This is a genomic window from Candidatus Chloroploca sp. Khr17 (assembly GCF_004138165.1).
GTDB lineage: Bacteria > Chloroflexota > Chloroflexia > Chloroflexales > Chloroflexaceae > Chloroploca.
Window position 1 is genome coordinate 18,733 of the sequence record NZ_RYFF01000061.1, and the last position, 10,464, is coordinate 29,196.

Annotated in this window: 15 protein-coding genes; 14 read left to right on the forward strand and 1 reads right to left on the reverse strand. The window is 56.4% G+C overall.

The window, feature by feature from the left end; translation table 11 throughout:
- The first annotated feature begins 160 nt into the window (after positions 1-160).
- The 8 genes from EKD05_RS22175 (at position 161) to EKD05_RS22210 (ending at position 5,912) form a co-directional block, all read left to right on the forward strand.
- Positions 161-1,372, forward strand: coding sequence for a glycosyltransferase family 4 protein (locus tag EKD05_RS22175; RefSeq protein WP_129677270.1), 1,212 nt, complete (start codon positions 161-163; stop codon positions 1,370-1,372).
- Positions 1,369-1,995: a sugar transferase gene (locus tag EKD05_RS22180; protein WP_129677272.1), complete on the forward strand. Its 627-nt coding sequence runs from the start codon at positions 1,369-1,371 to the stop codon at positions 1,993-1,995. Before EKD05_RS22175 ends, EKD05_RS22180 begins: the two co-directional genes overlap by 4 nt.
- An 8-nt stretch (positions 1,996-2,003) precedes the next feature.
- The gene (locus tag EKD05_RS22185; protein ID WP_129677274.1) at positions 2,004-2,648 is read left to right on the forward strand and encodes an acetyltransferase; all 645 of its coding nucleotides are present in this window, start codon (positions 2,004-2,006) and stop codon (positions 2,646-2,648) included.
- Positions 2,649-2,661: 13 nt separating this feature from the next.
- Complete coding sequence (locus tag EKD05_RS22190; RefSeq protein WP_129677276.1) at positions 2,662-3,783, forward strand: DegT/DnrJ/EryC1/StrS aminotransferase family protein; 1,122 nt, start codon at positions 2,662-2,664, stop codon at positions 3,781-3,783.
- Between the two features lie 459 nt (positions 3,784-4,242).
- Complete coding sequence (locus EKD05_RS22195) at positions 4,243-4,506, forward strand: UPF0175 family protein (protein WP_205704047.1); 264 nt, start codon at positions 4,243-4,245, stop codon at positions 4,504-4,506.
- Complete coding sequence (locus EKD05_RS22200) at positions 4,499-4,984, forward strand: DUF3368 domain-containing protein (protein ID WP_129677278.1); 486 nt, start codon at positions 4,499-4,501, stop codon at positions 4,982-4,984. Before EKD05_RS22195 ends, EKD05_RS22200 begins: the two co-directional genes overlap by 8 nt.
- 227 nt (positions 4,985-5,211) lie before the next feature.
- Positions 5,212-5,541 (forward strand): hypothetical protein, encoded by a 330-nt coding sequence (locus tag EKD05_RS22205; protein WP_129677280.1) that lies wholly within the window; start codon positions 5,212-5,214, stop codon positions 5,539-5,541.
- Positions 5,538-5,912 (forward strand): DUF2283 domain-containing protein, encoded by a 375-nt coding sequence (locus tag EKD05_RS22210; protein ID WP_205704048.1) that lies wholly within the window; start codon positions 5,538-5,540, stop codon positions 5,910-5,912. Before EKD05_RS22205 ends, EKD05_RS22210 begins: the two co-directional genes overlap by 4 nt.
- Positions 5,913-6,167: 255 nt before the next feature.
- Here the strand turns inward: EKD05_RS22210 and EKD05_RS22215 are convergent, their stop codons facing one another.
- Positions 6,168-6,872 (reverse strand): hypothetical protein, encoded by a 705-nt coding sequence (locus tag EKD05_RS22215; RefSeq protein WP_129677282.1) that lies wholly within the window; start codon positions 6,870-6,872, stop codon positions 6,168-6,170.
- 532 nt (positions 6,873-7,404) lie between these two features.
- Here EKD05_RS22215 and EKD05_RS22220 point away from each other — a divergent pair.
- From EKD05_RS22220 to EKD05_RS22245, 6 genes are all read left to right on the forward strand, one after another.
- Positions 7,405-7,797, forward strand: a complete 393-nt coding sequence (locus EKD05_RS22220; RefSeq protein WP_129677285.1) for a nucleotidyltransferase family protein — start codon at positions 7,405-7,407, stop codon at positions 7,795-7,797.
- Positions 7,794-8,081 (forward strand): hypothetical protein, encoded by a 288-nt coding sequence (locus EKD05_RS22225; protein WP_129677287.1) that lies wholly within the window; start codon positions 7,794-7,796, stop codon positions 8,079-8,081. The genes EKD05_RS22220 and EKD05_RS22225 overlap by 4 nt, the downstream gene beginning before the upstream one ends.
- A 352-nt stretch (positions 8,082-8,433) precedes the next feature.
- A complete protein-coding gene (locus EKD05_RS22230; protein WP_129677290.1) occupies positions 8,434-8,763 on the forward strand; it encodes a hypothetical protein in 330 nt (109 codons plus the stop codon).
- A 24-nt stretch (positions 8,764-8,787) separates the two neighbouring features.
- The gene (locus tag EKD05_RS27315) at positions 8,788-8,913 is read left to right on the forward strand and encodes a hypothetical protein (protein ID WP_370374933.1); all 126 of its coding nucleotides are present in this window, start codon (positions 8,788-8,790) and stop codon (positions 8,911-8,913) included.
- 660 nt (positions 8,914-9,573) lie between these two features.
- Positions 9,574-9,897, forward strand: a complete 324-nt coding sequence (locus EKD05_RS22240; RefSeq protein WP_129677292.1) for a hypothetical protein — start codon at positions 9,574-9,576, stop codon at positions 9,895-9,897.
- On the forward strand, positions 9,881-10,246 hold the full coding sequence (locus tag EKD05_RS22245) for a hypothetical protein (RefSeq protein ID WP_129677295.1): 366 nt from the start codon (positions 9,881-9,883) through the stop codon (positions 10,244-10,246). The genes EKD05_RS22240 and EKD05_RS22245 overlap by 17 nt, the downstream gene beginning before the upstream one ends.
- The last annotated feature ends 218 nt before the right edge of the window (positions 10,247-10,464 follow it).

A 10,464-nucleotide genomic window follows, 5' to 3' on the forward strand; every position in this document is an offset into this window, starting at 1 on the left:
TAAAGCTCTTCGATGGGAAGCATTTGTTGATCCTGCTGCATTAGTGAGGCTCCATGGTGGCTTTGTTGTAGATGAACGCTTTCAAGCATACTCCCAGGAAGATCTGGCGACTATTCGACTGCGTACCATTTTAAGTAGTAAAAGTTGATCTTTGCCCTTCATGAAACTCCTCTACCTCCACCAATACTTTAATACACCCCAGATGTCCGGCGGCACGCGTTCGTATGAAATGGCACGACGGTTGGTGGCGGCTGGACACGAGGTGCATATCGTTACCAGTGACCGTAGCCCGCAGGATGATGGTGACTGGTATGTGACCCGCGAAGCTGGCATTGTTGTGCATTGGTTGCCTGTGCCCTATGCGAATGCAATGAGTTATCGCGAGCGTGTTGATGCGTTTGTGCGTTTTGCCTGGCGCGCTGCTCAGCGGGCTGCCACTATTCCGGCAGAGGTTGTTTTTGCGACCAGTACACCGTTGACGATTGCGTTGCCTGCGGTCTATGCAGCACGTCGCCAGAAGATCCCAATGGTGTTTGAAGTGCGCGATTTGTGGCCTGAGTTGCCTATTGCCATCGGTGCGTTGAAAGGCCCGGTTGTTTTGCCTGCGCTGTGGCTCGAGCGCTTTGCGTACCATCAGGCTGCCCAACTTGTGGCGTTATCGCCGGGTATGCGCGATGGCATTCTTCGCCAGGGTGTTGCGTCTGAGCGTGTGCATGTTATTCCGAATAGTGCAGATATTGACCTCTTTGCTGCTCCCGAGGAGGCCGGATACGCTTTTCGTTCACGGTATCAGTGGTTGCAGGATCGACCCTTGATTGTGTATACGGGGACGCTCGGACGGATCAATGGGGTCGGTTATCTGGCCGAGATTGCTGGGTGGATGGCGCAGGTTGCTCCCGAGGTGAGGTTTCTTGTTGTTGGTGGCGGATATGAAGAAGAGGCTGTGTTGGCAAAGGCCAGGGAGCTTGGCGTGCTTGATACGAGCTTTTTTATGTTGCCCAGTGTCCCGAAAAATGAGATCCCTGCCATTCTATCGGCAGCAACAGTTGCAATGTCGTTATTTATTGATCTGCCGGCGATGTGGTCAAATTCGGCCAATAAATTTTTTGATGCGCTGGCAGCTGGCCGTCCAGTTGCGATCAACTACGGTGGATGGCAGGCTGACCTGCTTGAGCAAACTGGCGCTGGCATTGTGCTGCCTCCCAATGATGCTCGCCTCGCTGCGCAGCAATTGTGGGCACTGTTGCAAGCCAAAGACCGGCTTGCTCATGCGCGTGTGGCGGCTCGCCACCTTGCCGAGCAACGCTTTGATCGGGATAAACTGGCGAGGCAACTCGAAGAGGTTCTGAAGTTAGCCCTGGTCACACGATGAGATCTTCCTTTTACCGCTACACAGGCAAACGCATCTTCGACCTTCTGGTCGCCATCCCGGTGCTGCTTGTCTTCAGCCCGCTGCTCGCGGTGCTGGCTCTGCTCGTGCGCGTCAAACTGGGCACCCCCGTTTTCTTCCGCCAGCAGCGCCCTGGTCTGCACGGCACGCCATTCACGATGGTCAAGTTTCGCACGATGACCGATGCGTGCGATGCCGAGGGTAACCTGTTGCCCGATGCGGAACGGTTGACGCCGTTTGGCAAGTTTTTGCGCAGCAGTAGCCTCGACGAACTGCCAGAGTTGTGGAATGTGCTCAAGGGTGAGATGAGTCTGGTCGGACCGCGGCCCTTGCTGATGAAGTATCTCCCCCTCTACAGTGCAGAACAGGCCCGGCGTCACGAGGTGCAGCCCGGTGTCACCGGCTGGGCGCAGGTCAATGGGCGCAATGCCTTGTCATGGGAGGCCAAGTTTGCGCTAGATGTCTGGTATGTTGATCACCTCTCATTCTGGCTCGATCTCAAGATCATTGCTATGACCTTCTCGAAGATTCTCAAGCGCGAGGGCATCAGCCAGGCAGGGCAGGCGACGATGGAGGAGTTTCGGGGGCAGGGGGATCCGAAATAGGTATACGCATGGTCAAGCGCGTCCTTATTGTTGGGGCTGGTGGTCATGGGCAGGTTGTCGCTGATTGCTTGCTTCAGATGGCAGCAGTGGGCGAGCCGCTCAGACCAATCGGCTATCTTGATGATAATGCAGCGCTGCTTGGTCAACAGTTGCTCGGTTTGCCTGTGCTTGGTCGCCTGGGCGATCTCGGCTCGTTTGAGCATGATGCGGTCATTGTGGCGGTTGGATCTAACCGCGTGCGCCAGACGATTTTTATGGCGTTGCAAGCGCAGGGCGAACAATTCGTGACCGCTATCCATCCGCAGACAGTCATTGCACCCTCAGCTATCATTGGGATTGGCTCGCAACTCTGTGCTGGTGTAATCATCAATCCAGGCGCTCAGATCGGGGTCAATACCATTCTGAATACTGGTGCAACCATCGATCATCATAATCAGATTGGCGCACATGTTCATGTTGCACCTGGTGTCCATCTTGGAGGCGATGTCACAATTGGTGAGGGCACCCTGGTTGGCATTGGCTCGGTTGTGATGCCTCAGCGCTCTGTCGGCGCGTGGAGCACGGTTGGCGCTGGAAGCCTGGTTACGCGTAGCTTGCCCGATCGTGTTGTAGCGCTTGGGGCACCTGCGCGTATTACGCGTCGTGAAAGCTAAGCGGGCAAAAACCATGAAACGCATCTACCTCTCCTCGCCCCATATGTCCGGCCGTGAGCAGCAATACGTTCAGGAGGCGTTTGCCACTAACTGGATTGCGCCACTTGGGCCGCATGTTGATGCGTTTGAGCAAGAGTTTGCGGCGCTGGTCGGTAGTCGCCATGCGGCTGCGCTTAGCTCGGGCACGGCAGCATTGCATCTTGCGCTGCTGCTCGCCGGGGTCGGTGCAGGCGATGACGTGCTGGTCTCGACGCTGACCTTTTCGGCGAGTGTCAATCCGATTGTCTACCTTGGTGCGCGCCCGGTTTTTGTGGACAGCGAACCGACCTCGTGGAACCTCGATCCGGCGCTGGTCAGCGCGACCATCGAACGCAAAGTACGCCAGGGTACCCCACCGAAAGCCGTCGTGCCCGTGCATCTCTATGGGCAGAGCGCCGATATGCATCCGATCATGGCCGTCTGCGAGCGCTACGGCATCCCTGTGATCGAAGATGCCGCCGAAGCGCTGGGCAGCGATTATCACGGCAAAGCACCGGGAACCTTTGGCAAAGCCGGCATCTACTCATTCAACGGCAACAAAATCATTACCACCTCGGGTGGCGGCATGCTCGTCTCGGACGACGCCGACTTCATCGCGCACGCCCGCAAGCTCGCGACGCAGGCCCGCGACCCGGCCCCGCATTATCAACACTCCGAAATCGGCTACAACTACCGGCTCAGCAACGTCCTGGCTGGCATTGGTCGGGGGCAACTGCAAGTCCTGGAAGAGCGTGTCGTAGCGCGGCGGCGCAACTGCGCCTTCTACCAGCAAGCCCTGGGCGACCTGCCGGGCCTCGCCTTCATGCCCCAAGCCTCGTGGGGCCGCCACACGCGCTGGCTCACGGTGATCACCATCGACCCGGCGCAAAGCGGCACCGATCGCGAGGCGATCCGCGTCGCGCTGGAAGCTGAAAACATCGAAGCGCGGCCCGTCTGGAAACCAATGCACCTGCAGCCCATCTTTGCGCACTATGAACGCAGCGGGGGCAGTGTCGCCGAAGCCTTCTTCCGCGATGGCCTGTGCCTCCCCTCGGGGTCAAACCTCACCCCCGAGGATCTCGCACGCGTCGTCGCCGTGGTGCGGCGCGCTTTTTAACGCAGCGGCGCAAAGGCGCAGAGACTCAAAAAGAATCTCTGCGCCTCCGCGCCTCCGCGTCTCTGCGTTAAAACCCCCGGAACGCCGTGGTACCAGGGCCTCGCCTGGGTGCTGCGGTGTTTCTGGTATGGGGCGAACATTTTGACGCAAAGGCGCAAAGGCGCAAAGGGATAAAAAGAATCTCTGCGCCCTTGCGCCTTTGCGTCAAAGAATCTCTGCGCCCTTGCGCGTTTGCGTCTATAAAACGCCGCGGTACCAAGGCCTCGCCTGGGTGCCCCGGCGTTTGTGGTATGCGGCGAACGCAATCTGCGTAATCTGCGGACACTGTCGAACCCCCCAGGGACTTTGCATCAGCCCTGAACGCCATGCGCAGCAATCTAAAATCTAAAATCTGAAATCTGAAATGGTATAATGGGCGCAGGATACTTAATTGGGCAAGGTGGTTTTGTGGAGATTGCCATGGCTGCAATGATCAATGTGACGCTTGTCGACGTGCCCCAGGCAAGCCTTTTCGCGCTCAAAATCTCTGGTGAGGACTTTGCCAGCGACCTACGTATGGCAGCGGCGATGAAGTACTACGAGATGGGACGGCTGTCCTCTGGCGCAGCGGCACGCCTGGCAGGTGTGCCACGGGTGGTGTTTCTGGCGCGCCTGGCTGACTATAACATCGACACCTTCTGCTTGACCGAGGAACAACTGCAACGTGAGGAGCGCCTTGCCTGAGATCATCTGCAATACGTCCCCCCTCCAGTACTTGCATCAGGTAGGGCTGCTCGACGTTGTGCGCACCCTTGTTGGTCGGCTCATTGTTCCACCTGCGGTTGTGGCCGAACTCGAAGAAGGCAGGATACGCGGCGTTGATGTGCCGGATCTGAGCACACTGGGCTGGGTGTCGATTCGCGTGCCTCAAAGCCGCGCAGCCGTGCCGTTGATCACGGATATCGGCCCAGGTGAGACGCAAGTCTTGATGCTGGCGCTGGAATCGTCGGATGCGATCGTTGTGTTGGATGATGCCCTGGCTAGGCAGATGGCTGAAGTCATCGGCATCCGTTTGACCGGCACGCTTGGCTTGCTGCTCGACGCCCGACGAGCCGGTCTGATTCCCGCTCTGCGTCCTGTGATCGATCAATTGCAGGCTCTGCGTTTCCGCCTGGCACCTCATACACGCGCGGCTGTGCTCAAATTAGCCGGAGAAGAATAGGGTTCATTGACGCAAAGGTTCAACAAGAATCTCTGCGCCTCTGCGTCTCCGCGCCTCTGCGTTAAAACCTCCGGAACGCCGTATTGCCAGGGCACATCCCTCGGCGACACGGCGTTTTTGGTGTGGGTGGCGGGTAGACACGCAGGCTTGCCTGCATGCGATCGGGTGATATGGAAGATGCTATAATTTGAACAGGAACCTATCGACTCGACTCTCGTGAGGCGAATATGAGCGGGCGACGATGGACGGTAACCGACAGATATGCAAATGAAATCTATCTCACCGAGGAACGCTGGCATCATATCATCGAAGAGATAAATCATCCCGAACTCGCTGCGTATGAAGCGTATGTTCGGCATGCCGTTCAGGTAGGCCGTCGGAAACAAGATGTTTTGAACCCACAGAAGTACCGGTATCATTGGGCCTATGATGATCTGCCTGCATTCAATACGCATATCGTCGTCATTGTCTTGTTTCGCTTCACCGAAGACCTTGAGGAGCGACCGGCAGCGAATAATTATATTGTTACCGCGTATATGAAAGAAGTATGGTCATGAACCTCGAACCTATCTCTACGTATGACGAAGCGAGTGATACGCTTTCGGTTGTCTTTCCTCCATTGGAACAAGGCACTGGCATTGAACTCACTGAGCATATTCTCCTTCATATTCATAAGCCAAGTCACCGGATTGTGCGGCTCACGCTGTTGGATTATTCACTTCTTGTCCAACACACGAATTTTGGGCCACGAACCTTTCCTTTAACCGCATTTCCTCATCTGCCCGAGGCGGTTCAGGAATTGATCATCGACGCATTGTGGCAAGAGCCATTGCGTGATATCTTACACCTGTCAGCGCATACCCCAGACACTGGACAAGTAGTTCCGTCCGTTTCCGTCCAACCATACACACATCCCGTGCGAACCTGAGATCGTCTGGCTATCATCGCGTTGGCTCACAGCGATCCCCATTGACCCGGCGTAGAGCGGTGTGGCGGTGGTACGCCTATCATCTTGACGCAAAGGCGCGAAGGCGCAAAGGTAGAAAAAAGATCTTTGCGCCTTTGCGTCAAAACAGCGTGGCCCTGGAAGCCGAGCACATCGAAGCGCGCCCTGCTCTGGAAACCAATGCACCCCCGCCAGTCTTTGCCGACGGTGAAGCGGTCAACCCAGGCGCTCTCTTGCTTATGCACAACCGAATGACGTGCGTCGTTGCAGTTCCTTGACTGCTATCAGGTATTCTTCTTCATCTTCATAGTCTCGTTCGAAGAATTCGCCGTCAAGGCATCCATACACGGCCAGGCATGCCTCGATCGATCGATAAAAGAATTGGGTCTGCGTCTTTCCTACAATGCTGAAATACCCTTTCAAAAAACCATAGAAGTGGACGACGAAGGCGTTCATTTCTTCGCGGCTGAACTCCTCCGCCAGTGGTTCGTGATAGACATTCTGGGCATCCTGTCTGTCATTCAGGTCAGTGATCCGATAAAAGTCAAATTCAAGCGAGCCTTTATGGTCGCGGATGCGTAGCATGTAGGGATGGGATTGTGAACCTTTCTTGAGATGCAGATAGAGCGGGAAGGCAAACGATCCTTTATAGTGGTCGTAGCCCTCACTGCTTTCGCCAAACAGACACTTCAAGACAGTATAGAGTTGTGGAAAGGTCAGCATAATGTCTTTCTCGCGTGCCTCTGCCATCAACATCAACAAAAAGTCGTAGTCCGGCTTAATAGGGACACTGACGCGGCGAAGACGGACATAACTATCAGTGTCCAGGCGGATAAGTCTACAGACCATTCCTGGTGGATTGACATCCAACACATGATGTGTCGGCGCGAGAAGCGACTGCTCAATAGCCAGCGCGTCGACTCTGAATTCAGAAGACAACATAGTTACACCCTGTTCCTCATCATTGCTTCGTATCTGCTCATCGGCACTCCATCACCAAGTCGGGAATTTGTCCTGGGCACGTACGCCAGGCGGGTAATTCTCCGCCCCATGCTAGCTTGGTAGGGATTATAATCCATGTATCGCCCTGCTCTGGATGAGCGCCGTGCCTGGCCGTGCGCTCGCCGCAAGCCTCGTCCCGCTGCTGAGCGCCGCCCTGCTCTGGAGCACCGTCGTCGTCACCGAACGCGCCGTTGGTCAGCGCAGCGCAGTGTAGCGCGGGCGAACATTTTGACGCCAAGGCGCGAAGGCGCAAAGGGATAAAAAAGCTCTTTGCGCCCTTGCGCCTTGGCGTCTATCGAGCGCCGTGTGGTCAGGGCACATCCCTGGGCGACACGGCGTTTTTGGTGTGGGTGGCGGGGGGAACGGCGGTGATCTTGACGCAAAGACGCGAAGGCGCAAAGGTTCAAAGCATCCCTGGTATAGCCCACCAAGATATGGTATCCTGGAAGTCACAGCAAGCAAGGGAGGCGGTATGCGAGCGCACATGACCGAACAAAGCCCGATTGATCCCGAGCAGATGCGCCAGTATCGTGCCACAGCGCATCGGCGCATGGCCCAGCAGCGTGAGGCGCTGGAGGTGCGACGCCAGGCAGCGTGGCAAATCGCCCATCGTGCAGCGGTGCTGCTCAAGACCACATATGACGTCACTCGGGTCGTATTGTTCGGTTCATTGTCCCGCAATGAACTCTTTTCACCCCACTCTGACATTGACCTGGTGGTGTGGGGCTTGGATGAGGCCAGGTATTACCGCGCCGTCTCCCGACTCATTGACCTCGATCCATCGATTGCGATCGATCTGCTCCGCGCTGAAGCCTTGCCCACTGACCTCGTGACCATGATTGAAACCACCGGTGTCATACTATGACCGCCTACGCTGCGCTAGCCGGTCGCATGCAGGCATCGCTGCACGATCTGGAACAAGTCGTCAACCGCGCCGAAGCGTTGCTGGGCAAAGCGCAGCAGCAAAATGACGCAGACTATCTCGACGGCGTTGCGTTGAACCTGCACGGATTCTATGCTGGCGTAGAGCGCATTTTCGAGGATATTGCGCGCACCCTGGACGAGAGTGTTCCAAGTTATCAACAACTCAGCACCGAACTAGCAAGTTTCACCGCATTTCTGCGTGATCTCGACAATACAGCGCCATAAGGCTGCTTTTTGACGCCAAGGGGCAGAGGCGCAGAGATTTAAGAGGAATCCCCGCGCCTCCGCGCCTTGGCCTCTCTGCGTTAAAACCTCCGAAACGCCGTGGTACCCGGGCCTCGCCTGGATGCCCCGGCGTTTCTGGTATGGGGCGAACGTACGGCTGTTGATTGACGCAGAGGCGCAAAGGTATAAAAAGAATCTTTGCGCCCTTGCGCCTTTGCGTCAATAAAACGCCGTGGTGTGCCAAAAAACAACCCCAGGGCAATGGCCTCTATGCTATACTGATTCACCAGAAACCCTGGGAGACCGTCGGCGCATGTGGAGTTTGAACCGGCTCAGAAAACAGAGGTGTTCTATGGATAAAGTCGTCAGCGTTCTGAATATAGCCGAGCTACCGGCACACGAAATGCTCTCCATCCTCAGACAAGGAGCCATCGTCCGGCTCCCCTACCTGGAAGCACGTTTCCACCAGGCGGAGGCGCAAGTTGCTCGCTTTGAAGAGCGCTACCAAACAACCCTGGCCCAGCTCTCTGCCCAGGGCTTACCGGATGATGCAGATTATCAGTTTCATGAAGACTTTATCGAGTGGGAATATTGGCACAAAGTCTGGTATGAAACCGAGATGATTGTGCGTAATGTCCGGCAGATCTTGCAATCGGCGGAGACACCCGTTGTCCACAGTTGAACGACGAGTGCAAGAGATTGAGAATTGGAGAATTTCCCCCATCACAAGCATATTGGCGAGAAAGGCTGTAGAGTAGCATCCTACGAAACATCTCTTGACGATGTCATAGCCTTTATCGCAGCAGAAATGAACAGCGAGGATGGGTCATAACGCGACAAAGCAAGGCAGTCACCTGCAAGTCCTGTGGCGAAAACATCTTCGCCGCTCAGCGCCGTCTTGCTCTGGCGCACCGTTGTTGCCACGGAAAGCGCGGGTGGTTTTTGACGCCAAGGCGCGAAGGCGCAAAGGGATAAAAAAGATCTCTGCGCCCTTGCGCCTTGGCGTCAATCAACAGCCCCGTGGGGCCGCCACACGCGCTGGCTCACGGTGATCACCATTGACGCGGCGCAGAGCGGCACTGATCGCGAGGCCATCCGCGTCGCGCTGGAAGCTGAAAACATCGAAGCGCGGCCCGTCTGGAAACCAATGCCTCGAAGACCTCGCACGCGTCGTCGCGGTGGTGCGGCGCGCTTTTTGACGCAGAGGCGCAAAGGCGCAGAGATACAAGAGGAAACGCTGCGCCTTTGCGCCTCCGCGTCTCTGCGTTAAAACCTCCGGAACGCCGTGGTCCCAAGGCCTCGCCTGGGTGCCCCGGCGTTTCTGGTATGGCGGGGGCGTTTTGACGCAAAGGCGCAGCGGCGCAAAGGTTCAAGCGCAAGCGTGGCGCCTTCGCGGCGGCCTTTCTCGATGGTTGGATTTTCTGCTCGTGGTGCGGTACACTAATGGTCTGAGGGAATGACGTACATGAGGCGCCGTTGGGAGGTGAACCACATGAGTAGAACCATTACGGTCTCTGACGACTTGGTGCGCCGTCTGAACGACCTTTCCATCGCCCCGTCCGACGATCTTGCCGCCAGCCTGCAGCGGCTTGTGGTCGCTGAATATCAGCGTCGTTTGGCACGCTACCGCTTGACCGATCATCAACTCACGCGCAAATATGGCATGTCCTTTGCGGCATTTGAGCACCAACAGATCACTAGGCAACAGGGATACACATGGGAGGTCGAGTCAGATGCCATTGCCTGGGAGACGGCGGTCGATGGAATCGCGACCATGATGCAGGCGTTGGCAGGCATGGATGAAGCCAGCAAGTAACATCAACGATCTTCTCGTCGAAGCCAGAGAAGCACAGGAACACTTCTGGTTTGTTCGTACGCTGACGGTCAGAGAACAGACAAACGCAACGATAACGGTGCATTTATCGATAAGTACAGACCTCTTTGTGCAAATATTCCTCAGCGAACGGAGTGGTCGTTGGAGCATGGCCCTCATTGGCCCGACGGGGCGGCTCTATGGGCGGGATCTCGAACATGGTGCATGGCATCGACACCCTTTTGGACAGCCCAACGTCCATGAAGCAACCCCGGAAGGCGTGTCGCACCGACCAGTAATCCAGTTCATGAGTGAAGTTGAACAACTTCTTGTGGAGCACGAACTCATTTAGAAGCACAGGCCTGAGCACGTCTGCGCCGTTGCCCAGTGTAGCTTCAAAACGCATCTCTGCGCCTCCGCGTCTTGGCGTCAATCAAGCGCCGTGGTATTTGACGCCAAGGCGCAAAGGTTTAAAAAAGATCTCTGCGCCCTTGCGTCTTGGCGTCAAAACAGCCTCGTGGGGCCGCCACACGCGCTGGCTCACGGTGATCACCATCGACCCGGCGCAGC

Excerpts from the sequence above, each read along its gene's own strand:
- EKD05_RS22175 (WP_129677270.1), top strand. The coding sequence starts at position 161 with ATGAAACTCCTCTACCTCCACCAATACTTTAATACACCCCAGATGTCC.
- EKD05_RS22180 (WP_129677272.1), top strand. The coding sequence starts at position 1,369 with ATGAGATCTTCCTTTTACCGCTACACAGGCAAACGCATCTTCGACCTT.
- EKD05_RS22185 (WP_129677274.1), top strand. The coding sequence starts at position 2,004 with ATGGTCAAGCGCGTCCTTATTGTTGGGGCTGGTGGTCATGGGCAGGTT.
- EKD05_RS22190 (WP_129677276.1), top strand. The coding sequence starts at position 2,662 with ATGAAACGCATCTACCTCTCCTCGCCCCATATGTCCGGCCGTGAGCAG.
- EKD05_RS22195 (WP_205704047.1), top strand. The coding sequence starts at position 4,243 with ATGGCTGCAATGATCAATGTGACGCTTGTCGACGTGCCCCAGGCAAGC.
- EKD05_RS22205 (WP_129677280.1), top strand. The coding sequence starts at position 5,212 with ATGAGCGGGCGACGATGGACGGTAACCGACAGATATGCAAATGAAATC.
- EKD05_RS22210 (WP_205704048.1), top strand. The coding sequence starts at position 5,538 with ATGAACCTCGAACCTATCTCTACGTATGACGAAGCGAGTGATACGCTT.
- EKD05_RS22215 (WP_129677282.1), bottom strand. The coding sequence starts at position 6,872 with ATGTTGTCTTCTGAATTCAGAGTCGACGCGCTGGCTATTGAGCAGTCG.
- EKD05_RS22220 (WP_129677285.1), top strand. The coding sequence starts at position 7,405 with ATGCGAGCGCACATGACCGAACAAAGCCCGATTGATCCCGAGCAGATG.
- EKD05_RS22225 (WP_129677287.1), top strand. The coding sequence starts at position 7,794 with ATGACCGCCTACGCTGCGCTAGCCGGTCGCATGCAGGCATCGCTGCAC.
- EKD05_RS22230 (WP_129677290.1), top strand. The coding sequence starts at position 8,434 with ATGGATAAAGTCGTCAGCGTTCTGAATATAGCCGAGCTACCGGCACAC.
- EKD05_RS22240 (WP_129677292.1), top strand. The coding sequence starts at position 9,574 with ATGAGTAGAACCATTACGGTCTCTGACGACTTGGTGCGCCGTCTGAAC.
- EKD05_RS22245 (WP_129677295.1), top strand. The coding sequence starts at position 9,881 with ATGAAGCCAGCAAGTAACATCAACGATCTTCTCGTCGAAGCCAGAGAA.